This is a genomic window from Nitrosospira sp. NpAV (assembly GCF_000832065.1).
Taxonomy (GTDB): domain Bacteria; phylum Pseudomonadota; class Gammaproteobacteria; order Burkholderiales; family Nitrosomonadaceae; genus Nitrosospira.
The window spans coordinates 257,181-271,213 of the sequence record NZ_JXQM01000008.1 but is presented as its reverse complement, the minus strand read 5'-3'; the positions used below and the strand labels follow the sequence as shown (position 1 = coordinate 271,213).

Genomic DNA, 14,033 nt, shown 5'->3' with positions numbered 1-14,033 from the left:
GCTTACTCCATAGTTGGTTTGTCGTGTTCGGTGGATAGGGTTCTTCCGAGCCCCTGTGTATTCAAGCAGAATTGCGGAAAGGATTCTGGATTTAAAGACAGATGAAAATAAGGGGGTATGGAGGCGAAGGTAACCTGCCACCGGCCTGCACAAAAAAAAATGGCATTACCCAGCGATACCGTTCCAAGGCGCGCATGGGCGCCGAGGGAGCCGGCGTTGAAGGCAGAAATGCGGCTGCATGACCATAGAATATCATTCCCGGTCAGAAAGCGGTTTGCCTCATCCCACAGGCGCGGAAAAGTCAGTCCCAAACGGAAGTCCGGCACCACATACACATCGAAATCCCACGCAGCTTGATTTAGGGGCAGCGGGGTAAAGCGAGCCCGCACTTCATCCTCCTGGTAGCTTCCCAGTAATAGCCACAGGAAGCCGATAAATTGACCGTCCTTAAATGCCACCAGGCATTTCGCGCCCTGCTCGAATCTTGCTTGAATCGCTGCTGCGGGCCTGGGGAATTGCCGGGTAATTTCATCATGTGGCTGAATCAATCGAATTTCTATCTTTCTGCCCCTCCCGGGCGGAAGCAGGCTTACTTTTGCCACGGGCTGCGCGATCAAATTATATTTGTATAGTCGCAGACTTCCCTTTGAGATAATGGCCAGAAGTCTGTTAAGCACGAAAAGGCCGGTATTGAACCAGCCCCATTGCTCCAACATTTGGTTGAATGCGTTCTTTCGTGCCGTTATTGATGCCATTACACTCGCAACGATTGATTAGCCCGAATATCCATCATAGGTGGCCATTGAGCTCAGTGATTTTAATTTGCCATGTCTGGCTGTTGAACAGGTTGTAAGCTGGGTGCGAGGGTCAGGCAAGGACACTTTCAACCCAGATAATTCATTAGGGCGCAACCTGACAATCAGCACTCGCGTAGGCTCGCAGAGTCGACTAATGGATTATCTGGGTTCAATTGACTTTGGAACTTTTCCCATGTCCCGGTAAATTCTGCCATTGTGGTATGGGAACAACGGTATTTTTTCCGGAAACACCTGCAATTATTCTGCTGGAAATTGGATTTTGCTCTGTTCCGATTTTGGTGCACGCGGTATATTAGCAAAGCTTATTAATAGAATAGTACTATAAGACATATGAAGTATTAAGTAAAAGTGAAAGTAGCCTCATTTTACAGCGCTTTTTCTTGTATGCTTCCGTCTGGGCGCTTCCACTTTCAGGGATGAAGACATGTATAAATTGGGTATATCAAGTGAATATGAAATCCTGGTGTCCAGTTATCCCAAGAGTATGATTCAGCCGGTAAGTCGAACATTTGGCAAGCTCCTCGTCGTCAGCGCATTCTCCATATTTGTGGCGCAAGCCCATGCCGCCACCAGCTTCGAGCGTTTGTCGTCATTGCTTGCGGCGACCCCAGAGGGCGGTTGGGTCAAGGCAAGTACCAACTTTTTTTCGGATGCGTGGCCGACAGGTGCCGACGCCGTCCAGGCGAACAGCAATAAATTTCCTGGGGCAGTTGTAAGGGCATGGAGTTCCTTTGCCTGGGATTCGGCTGAAGGAAACTTGATGCTCTGGGGTGGCGGCCATGCGAACTACGTAGGCAACGAAATGTATGTATGGGATGGGGCGACAGGAGGTTGGGGACGAGGTTCCCTGCCAAGCAAGATTGATTCGAATGGATTTATCATCGGGGGCACTGCGCCGCAATCTGCGCATACCTATGACAACAATATTTATCTCCCCGTCAACGACATGTTCCTTACATTCGGAGGAGCCGCGGCACCCGGCGGCGGGAATTTCCAGAAGACGGACGGTACGAACGTGAGCCGTGCCGGGCCTTATTTGTGGGACCCGAGTAAGGCTGATCCGAACAAAGTCGGGGGCACTACCGGTTCTGGCTGGAACACTGATAATATCGCGCAAGGCGGCGACATGTGGATCGACCGGCACGGGCGTTGGACTGGTACCGAAGCCCCGGCCTATATTCATGGAACTACCGCCTACCGCACCGAAAATGGCAAGGACGTTGTTTATCTCACCGCTGACGCGAATGCATCAGGGTTTCCGTTTCTTTACCGTTATACCGTGGGGGATGTCAGAAACGGTGGCGAGGATTCGTGGGAGAGAATCCGCGCTTCGCGTAACACGGGCGGGTACCAAAGTGCCGGAACGATTGATACCGAACATAACCTTTATATCAAAACAGCTTTTGTCACGGGAAGCTATACATCCGAATTGACGATATGGGATCTGGACAACCCAGATCCGGCCGACCCTCAAGGAAAACTCGACATCGGAGTCAATCTCGTCAATCAGGATGGCAGCGACTTTGTAATGACGGGAAATTATGGTATTGATTATGATTCGGCCAATAATACGATTGTCCTGTGGGATGGCGGAGATGGCGGGGGAACGGTCTGGGTGGCAAATGTCCTCACCGATGCAGCCGGAAATATCGGCGAAAATACTACCTGGACTGTCACCAGAATAGAAAGCTCAACCGTGGATCATCCTCATGGAAACTTTGGTTCCGGCGTGCTGGGCAAGTGGCACTATGATGAAACGCTAGGTGCATTTATCGCTTTGGACGAACTTTCCTCTCAAGGAGGAGGGGCTTGGGATGCGGCGGTATGGCTGTATAAGCCAATGGTTGCCGCGGTTCCGGAACCGCAAACATATGCAATGTGGCTGGCAGGGCTCGGTCTTCTCGGCTGGGCTGCTCGTGGACGTAGTTTGCGTGGCCGCGTGCGGAGAAGATAAGACATTATCTGCGGCACGAGTCTGAACGGGGTAGATATTTACCCGCAAAATGGGTTCCAATCCGCCCGCATTTGCTATGCCTCATCCCGGCCTTTCTCTCCGTCATCGACAATTTTTCTACGTATCGATTAGTTGCATGGCCCCTCCGGCCGAGAGGATAACATCAGCCAATGGTCGAGTTCCCCATTTCCCAGGCCGCCTCGCTTATTCGCGGCATCAGCGCTCAATTTGCGCGCGAATATCCCGGGGTCATGGAAAGCCTTTTTTCCGAGCGTCTCACCGCTGAGCTTGTTGCAACCTGCACTTATGGCGGATACAGCGATCTTCCAGGGGCCTTTCGCGCCGCATGCGCTGAGATAGAGCGGAAGTCCGGTTTGGCCGGAATGGCGCTTTACCATAAGCTGGTACTCGCCACATTGATTGCCGATTTTGGCTGGCGTGCGCAAAAAGGGCTTCCGCTCTCCGTGGCATCGCAATATGAAGTGGAATTTCGACGTATTCTTGAACAATTCGACACGAATCCGCATGAATTCTATACCCAGGAAAATGATCTATTCAACAAGGATCTTGCGATTTGCCGTGGTAAGTTGATTCCCTGCGGAGCAGAACTTGTGGACGAATTTTCGGGAGTTCCTCGCAGCACCGCGTTTCGCGACGGCATCAATCAACTACTCGGAGTACTGTGGTTTTTTACTGCGCGCAGCGGGGGTTTCCGCCCATTTTATGAAATGCACATGGATCCCCGCTCCCGCCGGCAATTTACTCCCGAAGGCTGGGATCGTTGCTACCTGAGAGTTGCCGACCTGCTGGAGATGAATCCCCAAATCAAAGGTTTATTTGGTAGCAGCTGGTGGTATGACCCCCGAGTGGAGGAGATTACTCCCAATCTCGGTTTTCTTCGTCACCGGCCTCTGCAAAACGGAGCTTGTATTTTTCGTATGGGAAGCGACGGGGCGGCTATCGGCAACGCCACCGGTCATTCGCGCCGGCGCAGGGAACAGTATGAAAAAGGGGAATATATGCCGACAAACTACCTGATGGTCTGGGCTCGCGAGGATTTGCTTCGCTGGGCGAAACAAGCGCGCGCAGAAGGTCTTCAAGCCTGAATATATGTCACTTCGCCAAACGGTACTGACCGTCGTCAAAGCGCTGGGTGGTTTCGGCCTGGCGCGGATATTGACCGCGCGAGGGTTGCGCATCATTTGTTATCACGGCATATCGCTTCATGACGAGCATAGTTTTCACCCGAAGTTGTTCATGCATGAAGATACCTTTCTCCAACGCATGGCATATCTAAAGCGGCATAACTATCCGGTTCTTTCGCTTAGTGAAGCCTTGACGCTGATGGATCAGCAAAGCCTTCCCCCTCACGCGCTGGTCATCACATTCGACGACGGCTGGCTTGGGATCGGCACGAAGGCAGTACCTGCCCTGCGGAAGCAGGGATTTCCGTCAACCGTATATGTAACCACGAGCGATGTGGTGACTGGGATGCCTGTATTCAACGTGGCTCTCCGTTATTTAATCTGGAAAGGGCGAGGAAAAGCCCTGGACATGCAGGATTTCGGGCTGGATGCGGAAACCATCCCCTTGAACTCGCCAGAAGAGAGGGAGCGTGCGGCACGCAGCATCGGCGAGGCGAGCGAGGGGAGAACCGGCCCGGAGAGGCAAGCTTTGCTGACGAAGCTTGCGAAGACACTCGAAGTGGATTGGAACCCGGATGGGGAGAATCCCCTTTTTCGCCTGATGACCATGGAACAGCTGGCACAGCTTCCCTCGCAGGGCATGGGCCTGCAACTCCACACGCACCGCCACCGTCTGCCAATCGGTGATCCTGAAGGTGTCGAAAGAGAGATCGTAGATAATCGTGCGGTGCTTGAACGCATCGCCCGTGGGCCACTCCAGCATTTTTGCTATCCGAGTGGCGAATTCCATCCCTCACAATTTCCCTGGCTGAGAGCGCTGGGAATTGAAAGCGCTACCACCTGTCTTTCCGGATTCAATTACCCGGATACGGAACGTCTCGAGTTACGGCGTTTTCTGGATGGCGAAAATATCGCCCAGGTGGAATTCGAGGCGGAGGTTTCCGGTTTCCTCGAGCTTATGCGGAAGTTTCGTTGGGCTATGGGACGCAGGTAAGGCATGCTAACGACTGGACTGCGGCGTTATGTTATATTGATGAAGTAACCCTTGTTTATGATGTTATTCCGCCGATCGGAAGACTGCAATCAGCAGTATTATCGATTTGTGCCACATTTGATCAGTTGAGCCGGTTTTTCGATGTTACCCAAGTCCAGGCGTAAGGGCTGGTGAATCTTTACCAAGGCCACGCAAGGCCATACAATCGTCCGGGTTCAAATCCCCGCCGGGAATTTTGGGATACTTTGGGGACCCGCTCTATATCAATCACCCTTAACTGCCGCGTTCTGATCTTAATCCACAACCTGATAAATTGACTCTTATGGCGCAGATCCCATGGCGAATCTGAAAGTAGTGATGATTTTGCCGACGTATAACGAGCGAGATAACATCGGTAGCATCATCGATGCGTTACAAGCGCAGTTTCAACATATGCCGCATGACATGCACATTCTTGTGGTGGATGACAGTTCTCCGGATGGCACCGCGGATGTCGTGCGACAGAAAAAGGCGGGTGGTTCAAATGCCAATGTGCATTTGCTGATGGGACAGAAAGCAGGGCTTGGCGCCGCCTACATCCGTGGCATGATCCACGCCATGGATGAGCTTCATGCCGATGCTGTGTTCGAGATGGATGCTGACTTCTCGCACAAACCGGAAGATGTCCCACGCTTGATGGCCGCTCTTGACGAGGGAGCCGATTTTGTAATCGGCAGCCGCTATGTGAAAGGTGGATCGATCCCTAAGGAATGGGGATTGCTGCGTCGCATGAATTCCCTCGGAGGAAATATCGTCGGGCGTTACGTGGCGGGCATCTACAAAATTCGTGATTGCACGGCGGGGTTCCGGGCCATCAAAACATCCTTGTTAAGGAAAATCATATTCGAGGATCTCCGTGTCCAGGGTTACGCCTTTCAGGTAGCGTTGCTCCACAAGGCTGTGTCCCTGGGTGCGATCGTCAAAGAAATTCCGGTGGATTTCATTGACCGAACCGAAGGGGAGTCCAAGCTTGGAATCTCGGACATTATCGAGTTTATCCTGAATGCTTGGTGGATCCGGTTGCATAGCTCAAAAACATTCATCAAGTTCGCCATCGTGGGATTGTCCGGCGTCATTGTGAATCTTGGGGTATTCACGCTGCTCCTTCAGATGAACGTTAATAAGTATCTTGCTTCACCCATCTCGATCGAGGCCTCAATCATTACGAATTTCCTGTTGAATAATTACTGGACCTTTCGCTGGCGGCAATCCCAAGACCGCATACGTATAAAGGGTCTGAAATTCAATATGGTATCTCTCGTATCGCTGGTGGTGAGCTATTCCACGTTCGTGTTGCTATCGATGCTGTTTCCGGCGACACCCCCAGAGATTCACCAGCTTGTGGGCATTGCCCCTGCGATGTTCATCAATTATTTCCTGAATTCCTATTGGACATTCAAGCATGCCCCGGACCCCAAAGATTAGCCATACGCAGGGGCGTGGGGTGACGGCGGCTTCTTCGTTCCGGATACTCGACTCGCATTATTTCATACCGGTTTGCTTTCTGCTTTTCGTTGCATTGCGTGCAGCACCGATTTTTTTCCTGCCCGTGGAAATGGATTCGGATTCGAGCTGGTTTCTTGGCCGGGGCCTGGGTATCGCAAGAGGCGAGGGCTACTCGGAAGATGGCTACCCCACCGCATATTGGCCCGTCGGTTACCCCGGATTTCTGGGTGTTCTTTTTTATCTCTTCGGTCAAGATCAGTTCGTTGGACAGATGGCCAATTTACTGATGGCGGCGGGTACTTTTTTTTTACAACTGGAGCTGACCCGTCGAATTTTCCGTAGCGAAGCCGCTGCACGCCTGGGCGTCCTCCTGCTCACAATATATCCGAACAATATCGCCTATACTTCCTTCTTGTTAACGGAGATTTACTTTACGTTTTTGCTGCTGCTTGCCGTATACCTCTATATTGCCCGGCGTGGATGGGTCTGGGTTCTCATTTCGGGCCTGACCTTTGGGCTGGCCGCGTTGACCAAGCCGCAAATTGTATTTCTGCCCGGCCTTTTAGTGCTCTTCCGCCTCCTTGGGCCCAAAAGTGAAACTCATCTGCATGAGGATATTGTGAAGGGCCTTGTCATTTACCTGATCATGGCTGCGGTACTCGTGCCCTGGGCGATACGAAATACCCAGGTCTTTGGTGAAGTCGTACTTATCTCGACCAATGGCGGGGCAACGCTTCTGACTGGAAATAATCCCAGCGCGGACGGGAGTTATGTGGAGAATGATCCGCTGGTGGTTCAGCGCAATTTTTCCGTGCAGGATCAGGTAGGTGCGGACCGACGGGCAAAAGAGTTGGCACTTGCATGGATCAGGGAGAACCCCGGCAGGTTTGCCGAACTTGTTCCATTGAAGATATGGCATCTCTGGGCTAAAAACGGGGAAGCCGAATGGGCCTACCAGGCGGGCTATCAGCACTACCAGCAGTATCAGCCAATTTTTCGTTCAGTCAGATGGATAAATCAGATTTTTTACGGGTTGTTGCTTGCTGGTTCTGTCGCCGCGCTGGTATTTCTTGCAAAAAAAGGCCATAGCGTAGCCTGGCCCTGGGTACTCTTCGGATATTGCATGATGATTTATCTGACGCTGATATCGGTGGTTTTTTCCGGCCAGGCGAGATTCCATTTTCCCGCCATGCCATGGGTCATCATGTATGCAGCCTGGGCGGCCGTGATGTTGAGAGAATCCCTTTCCAGAGGGTTGTCAGGTCAATTTGAATCACAGAATCGCCATGCATAGAACGGTGGTAAATGGTCTTGACTGATCAAACCGGCGGCCGCTGGCGAACTGACTAATAATGCGAATTCTTCATATACTCGATCATTCCCTTCCGTTGCATAGCGGCTATACTTTTCGCACCTTGTCGATTCTCAAGGAGCAGGGTGCGCTGGGATGGGAAACCTTTCACCTGACAGGGCCGAAACAGGGAAATGGTGACGCACTTGAAGAAGACGTCGATGGATGGCATTTTTATCGCACCCCGCCCGCGATGGGTCTGACGTCCAGGCTGCCGGTTTTGAACCAGACCGCCGTCATTGATCGTCTGACTCAGCGGTTGAGTGAAGTCGCCGAAATCGTCAAACCGGATATTCTGCACGCCCATTCTCCTGTCCTTAATGCCATACCCGCGTTGCGAGTGGGCCGGCGCATGGGCATTCCGGTCGTTTATGAAATCAGGGCATTCTGGGAAGACGCCGCAGTGGACCATGGCACCAGCAGCGAATGGGGCATTCGATACCGCCTTACCAGGGGATTGGAGAGTTACGCATTGCGACATGTCGATGCGGTCACCACTATCTGCGAAGGGCTGCGGAGCGACATCCTCGGGCGGGGTATCGCGCCGGAAAAAGTCACTGTCATACCGAATGCCGTGAATATCGAAAATTTTGGAGTCAACGCGTCGTCCGATCCGCAACTCGCTAAAGACCTCGGTCTCGAGGGTAAGCTGCTGCTGGGTTTTATTGGTTCCTTCTATGCTTATGAAGGCTTGGGCGTCCTGCTGCGAGCACTTCCTGAGATGCTTTCCAATAATCCGGACATTCGCGTGCTGCTGGTTGGCGGCGGTCCCCAGGAACAGGAATTAAAGACGCTCACCATGCAACTGGGCCTGGAAGACAAGGTAGTGTTTACCGGCCGCGTTCCTCATGATCAGGTGCAGCGTTATTACAATCTGATCAATATACTTGTCTACCCGCGGCTTCGGATGCGGCTCACCGATCTTGTCACACCGCTCAAGCCGCTCGAAGCCATGGCGCAAGGCCGTCTTGTTGTGGCCTCGGATGTCGGTGGCCACCTGGAGCTTATCGAGGACGGTAAAACCGGTGTCCTTTTCGAGGCGGGTGCTCCTCATGCCTTGGCGGCCAAGGTCTTGAATCTTCTTGCCAGACCGGATCTCTGGCCCGAGCTTCGGACAGCGGCTCGCAATTTTGTGGAAACCCAGCGGACCTGGCGGGGCAGCGTTGGCCGCTATCAAAACGTTTACGGTCCGCTTATTCGCAAGGGCATTCCAGAGTGATGGCATCGGGTATGCGTATCGGACTGATTGGACCCTTGCCCCCGCCTTCCGGAGGAATGGCAAATCAAACGCTGCAATTGGCCAGGTTATTGCGTGCCGAGGGTGCTACCGTGGAACTGATTCAGGTTAACCGTCCTTATCGTCCACATTGGATTGGCGGCCTCAAGGGGATCAGGGCCGCGTTCCGGCTTGTACCCTACCTGGCTCATCTTTGGCAATCCGCAGCCAATGTGCGGATATTTCATGTAATGGCAAACTCAGGGTGGTCATGGCACCTCTTTGCCGCTCCCGCAATCTGGGTAGCCAGGATCAGGGGGATACCGGTTATTGTTAATTACCGAGGAGGTGAAGCGGATGCTTTCTTTGATAAATCCTTTGCTTGGATCAGACCCAGCCTGCGCCGGACGGATGCAATTATTGTCCCTTCAGGTTTTCTCGAAAGGGTATTTGGAAAGCGCGGTTTCCCCACCCGCATCGTACCCAACATTATCGACCTCAGCCGTTTTTCGGCTGAGACCGGGGTGGCGGCTCCGTTGAGGACAAGTATGCCGCATATCATCGTTACCCGAAATCTGGAGCCAATCTACGACAACGCCACGGTGCTGCGTGCCTTCAGTATTGTCAGACAAGCATTTCCCGCGGCGACACTCACCATTGCGGGCACCGGGCCGGAGCGGCAGGCACTTCAGAAACTCGCGGCCGGACTCGGCATGGCGGATGCGGTTACTTTTACGGGCCGGGTGGACAATGAAGGCATGGCTGATCTTTACCGTAGCGCCGATATCATGGTCAATCCCAGCCTTGCCGATAATATGCCTATTTCAGTATTGGAAGCATTGGCCAGCGGTGTCCCGGTTGTCAGCACGGATGTGGGAGGCGTGCCTTATCTGGTGGAGCATGGAAAAACCGCTTTGCTGGTGCCTGTAAAGGATCCGGCGGCCATGGCCGATGCCATTCTTGCGCTACTCAACGAACCAGCCAGAGCCAGGCAAATCAGCGAGGCGGGTAGGGCGTCGGTACAGCAGTATACGTGGCCGAAAGTACGTGACCGATTGCTGGCGGTTTACGAACAGGTACTGGCAGAAACCGGCAAGCCGTTAGCGGATGGTAAAGGCTGATTGACTCCCATGGACCTATACACATCACTGATCTCGGGACTGCTTTTCCCCCTCCAAGAGCATTTCAAGAAACATGGCAGCGTAGCAGCGCGCCAACAGATGGAAGTCTCCCAGTGGTGGGAAGACGAACGCCTGAAAGCGCTGCAGCTTTCCAGGCTGCGCCGGCTGCTTACGCACGTCGAAGCACACGTACCTTACTATCGCGAGCGCTTCGCGGAGATGGGCTTCAAAGCGCGAGATATTCATTCGCTGTCCGATCTTGCTCGCCTGCCTCTTCTCGATAAAACGACCATTCGCCACAATGTCGAGGCGCTCAAGTCGGAGAATGCCCGGCATCTGGCGCGCTTCAATACCGGTGGTTCCAGCGGTGATCCGCTGATCTTTTACATCGGCAAGGAACGGGTAAGTCACGACGTCGCGGCGAAATGGCGCGCCACCCGCTGGTGGGGAGTGGATATAGGCGACCCGGAGATCGTGGTGTGGGGCTCACCTATCGAACTCGGCGCGCAGGATGGCGTGCGTGCCTTGCGCGACCGGCTGCTCAGAACAAAACTGCTTCCCGCCTTCGAGATGTCGACGCAGAAACTGGATCAATTCCTGGATGAAATCCGGAACGTGCGGCCAAGAATGTTGTTTGGTTATCCCTCCGCGCTATCTCATATCGCCCGCCATGCCGAGGCAAGGGAGCAACGTATGGATGACCTGGGCATCCGCGTTGCGTTTGTGACATCGGAACGGCTCTACGATGAGCAGCGCCAGCAGATCAGCAAAACATTTGGCTGTCCGGTGGCAAATGGCTATGGCGGCCGCGATGCAGGTTTCATTGCACATGAATGTCCCCATGGCGGCATGCACATCACCGCCGAGGACATTATCGTCGAGATCCTGGATCAGCAGGGTGCAGCGTTACCTTATGGCGAGGCGGGGGAGATAGTCGTGACTCACCTTGCCACGCGGGACTTCCCTTTCATTCGCTATCGTACCGGCGACATTGGTGTGCTGGATAATAAACCCTGCTCTTGCGGGCGGGGACTCCCTTTACTCAAGGAAATCCAGGGCCGCAGTACCGATTTTCTGGTGGCTCAGGATGGTACTGTCATGCACGGCCTGGCCTTGATCTATATTCTGCGCGATTTGCCGCAGATTCTGGCCTTCAAGATCATTCAGGAGAGCCGGGATCTTATCCGGGTACTGGTGGTTGTCGAGGGTGGGATGAATCGGGAACTCGTCTCAAAAATCGAGCTAGGGTTCAAAGCTCGACTAGGGCAAGAGGTGGAAATAGCTATCGAGGAGGTACCGGCAATCCCAGCGGAGAAGTCCGGAAAGTTCCGTTATGTAGTGAGCAGGGTTAAGCCTGATTAACCGAGGAAAGTAAGTATATTTCAAGCTATCAGCGTTCCATAAGTGCGCGACCCCGCTTGTGAATTTTCAATGAATGCTGCCAATGAATGCTGCAACAGAGCCCCAACTATGACATTTAAAGCAATTGCTGCAAGTTTTCTGGTTTCGATGGTTCGAAATTATGTGCGCATCCATCGACAGATTTTACCTCGACAGCAAAGAGAAATTCTGGTGGCCCCGCCGGCATCCGCAGGCAGCCTGGGGGATCAGGCGCTGCTGCAAGGGCTCCACGACGGTTTAAGCCGCGAGTGGAATTGCCATTTACGTCAAGTATTGCTGCCTAACTATGAAGTTATTCCGCTGCAAAACGAGGGGTCATCCAAAATCGATGTCCATGGCGGGACCCTTTCCGATTTACGGCTGCTCCTGGCGCTCCGCAACGCCCGGTTATTCTGTGTGCTTGGCGCAGACGTGATTGATGGCCGCTACGATGAGGGGCAAGCGCTCTATTATCTGCACGCGCTCGATCTAGCCGCCTCCGCTGGCGTACCCTCCAGACTGTTTGGATTCAGCTTCTCGGAAGAGCCGAATCCACGGGTCGTGGATCGGTTCAAATCTCTTGCAGCCGAGATTGTCTGCTGCGCGCGTGATCCCGTGTCGCACAGACGCTTCACTGGTTTCACCGGCCGCGAAGCGAGGCAGGTTGCCGACCTGGCTTTCCAAGTCGCGGCGAAGGCCGTGAGCGCGAGCGCATTGCGTGCATTGGAATGGATTCGGCATGAAAAACAAGGCGGGGCACGGGTGATCGCGCTCAATGGAAATATCCTGACTAACCCCTCCGATCCGGATCGCATCAAAATTGCTTATGTGGAACTGATCGATGAGCTAGCTGCCAAGGATGGCTCGCTGCGTTTTGTGCTCGTCCCTCACGACTTTCGCGGCAAGGAATCGGATCAACTCTGCCATTCAAGGATATTTGCGGAACTTGGCGATATGGCAAGAAATCGAACTTTTCTGTTGGAGCCCCCACTGCATGCTTGGGATGCCAAGGCCATCGCAGCTGCCAGCGACCTTGTTGTCACAGGACGCATGCATTTCGCCATCGCAGCGCTCGGAAGTGGTGTGCCGGCAATCGGCATCGGCTACATGGGCAAGTTTGAGGGATTATTAGGCTACTTTGATCTGAAATCCTTGTTGATCACCCCCCAATCTGCCTATAATGATCTGATGCTGCCCGTCAAGGTTCTGGAAGCTTTGCCGCTGCTTTCGACCTATCGGGAGCAGATTGCCCGGCATATCGGGGTGGTAAAGAACCTTTCCAAAGAAAATTTCTCCGGGCTATAAATCCAGAATTCGTTTTGCCAGCGCGTGCTGTATCTGTTTACGCTCATATACGGCGCCAACCCGCTCCCTGCCGGACCTGGCGAGATCGAAACGCATACCCTGATTCTCAAGCAGAGCGACACAGATACCCGCAAAATCCTCCGGCTCGTCGGCAAGCTCAAGATCGCGCCCCCGCATCAATTCAAGGCCTTCAGCGCCTAGCGTGGTGGATACGACGGCGCGACCGAACGAAAGCGCTTCGAGTATCTTGACTCTCGTGCCGCCACCAAATCGAATCGGCGCCACCACCAGATCCGCTTCATCGTAGTAGGGTTCTACCGAATCCACCCCCCCCGTTACCACAATCGAGGCATCTTCGGCGAGTGCGAGCACTTTCGCACTGGGTCGGCGCCCCACTATAGTCAGCCTGATGTCACGGCGATAACGCTTACGGATGTGCGGATAAATTTCTCTGCAAAAATACAGAATGGCGTCCTCATTGGGCGAGTAGGACATGGTGCCAAGAAATAGCAGTTTCGCAACCGTACCGATGGGTCGCAAGGGCAGGGCAGGCATACGCGTAAAGGAGTTGGGAACGATTACGACCGTGGCGCGGCCACCGCGGGATACGAGGCGTTGCCGATCCACTTCGGAGCATACGCTGATCATGTCTGCCTTGCGCTGGATTCTTGATTCGAGGATCGATGCTTCGATGCCTGCGATGCGGACGATCAGGGCGCTTTCAAACCCCAGTATCCTTTTTGCGAAAGGCAGTTCCCGTCGGATCGAAAGGGATTCGATGTCGTCGAAATCAACGAATAAACGGCTATGCTGCCAGATTGAGGTTTTGGGAAAATGCTCGAATACGTCATAGGAAGCTATCCGAAAGCAGAATACGATATCGATGTGCATATTCCGCAGCCGTTCGCAAAGGCTGGTCATATCCTTCGTATCGAGCTGGAAAGAGGAGCTGTGCACATTCACGGCACGGTTCAGCGCGGTGAGTCCCGTTACCCTTCTCTTAGCCATTTTGCCGCTTGGCCGAAGCTTTATAAAGGTTACGCTGCTACACAGCGGCTGAATCTCCTCTACGCTGGCCCGCGCCACCTGGTCCGGCGTCATGGCTAGCGCAAGATCAACGTCCGCCACGGTGGCAAGCGCTTCAAGGTGCGACCAGGCCCGTACTTCAATCCCGATCCCGCCGGACTTCGGGGTGACGGGAGAGATAAAAAGAATGCGCTTTCGACTGCGTTCCTTGATGTTCACTTCCCCCTCAGTCAGTTGT

11 protein-coding genes are annotated in these 14,033 nt (G+C 53.5%); 9 read left to right on the top strand and 2 right to left on the bottom strand.

Annotated features, from left to right (window positions below; translation table 11 throughout):
- Positions 1–2: 2 nt before the first annotated feature.
- Positions 3–716, bottom strand: coding sequence for a GNAT family N-acetyltransferase (locus SQ11_RS07040; RefSeq protein WP_052494048.1), 714 nt, complete (start codon positions 714–716; stop codon positions 3–5).
- A gap of 526 nt (positions 717–1,242) precedes the next feature.
- Between SQ11_RS07040 and SQ11_RS07035 the strand changes: the two genes are divergently transcribed.
- From SQ11_RS07035 to SQ11_RS06995, 9 genes are all read left to right on the top strand, one after another.
- Positions 1,243–2,772, top strand: coding sequence for a PEP-CTERM sorting domain-containing protein (locus tag SQ11_RS07035; protein ID WP_041513426.1), 1,530 nt, complete (start codon positions 1,243–1,245; stop codon positions 2,770–2,772).
- Between the two features lie 170 nt (positions 2,773–2,942).
- Entirely contained in the window at positions 2,943–3,878 is a 936-nt protein-coding gene (locus SQ11_RS07030; protein ID WP_052494040.1) for a hypothetical protein, read from the top strand.
- A 4-nt stretch (positions 3,879–3,882) separates the two neighbouring features.
- Complete coding sequence (locus SQ11_RS07025; RefSeq protein ID WP_041513425.1) at positions 3,883–4,911, top strand: polysaccharide deacetylase family protein; 1,029 nt, start codon at positions 3,883–3,885, stop codon at positions 4,909–4,911.
- 336 nt (positions 4,912–5,247) lie between these two features.
- On the top strand, positions 5,248–6,375 hold the full coding sequence (locus tag SQ11_RS07020; protein WP_041513424.1) for a glycosyltransferase family 2 protein: 1,128 nt from the start codon (positions 5,248–5,250) through the stop codon (positions 6,373–6,375).
- On the top strand, positions 6,353–7,690 hold the full coding sequence (locus SQ11_RS07015) for a glycosyltransferase family 39 protein (RefSeq protein ID WP_041513423.1): 1,338 nt from the start codon (positions 6,353–6,355) through the stop codon (positions 7,688–7,690). Before SQ11_RS07020 ends, SQ11_RS07015 begins: the two co-directional genes overlap by 23 nt.
- Positions 7,691–7,748: 58 nt before the next feature.
- Entirely contained in the window at positions 7,749–8,966 is a 1,218-nt protein-coding gene (locus SQ11_RS07010; RefSeq protein ID WP_041513422.1) for a TIGR04063 family PEP-CTERM/XrtA system glycosyltransferase, read from the top strand.
- Positions 8,967–9,022: 56 nt separating this feature from the next.
- The gene (locus SQ11_RS07005) at positions 9,023–10,084 is read left to right on the top strand and encodes a glycosyltransferase family 4 protein (protein ID WP_232297918.1); all 1,062 of its coding nucleotides are present in this window, start codon (positions 9,023–9,025) and stop codon (positions 10,082–10,084) included.
- Positions 10,085–10,093: 9 nt separating this feature from the next.
- Positions 10,094–11,446 (top strand): phenylacetate--CoA ligase family protein, encoded by a 1,353-nt coding sequence (locus SQ11_RS07000; RefSeq protein WP_041513420.1) that lies wholly within the window; start codon positions 10,094–10,096, stop codon positions 11,444–11,446.
- A gap of 108 nt (positions 11,447–11,554) precedes the next feature.
- A complete protein-coding gene (locus SQ11_RS06995) occupies positions 11,555–12,769 on the top strand; it encodes a polysaccharide pyruvyl transferase family protein (protein ID WP_198140815.1) in 1,215 nt (404 codons plus the stop codon).
- Here the strand turns inward: SQ11_RS06995 and SQ11_RS16385 are convergent.
- Positions 12,764–14,014 (bottom strand): glycosyltransferase family 4 protein, encoded by a 1,251-nt coding sequence (locus SQ11_RS16385; RefSeq protein ID WP_198140814.1) that lies wholly within the window; start codon positions 14,012–14,014, stop codon positions 12,764–12,766. The two genes, SQ11_RS06995 and SQ11_RS16385, sit on opposite strands and share 6 nt — an antisense overlap.
- Between the last annotated feature and the right edge of the window lie 19 nt (positions 14,015–14,033).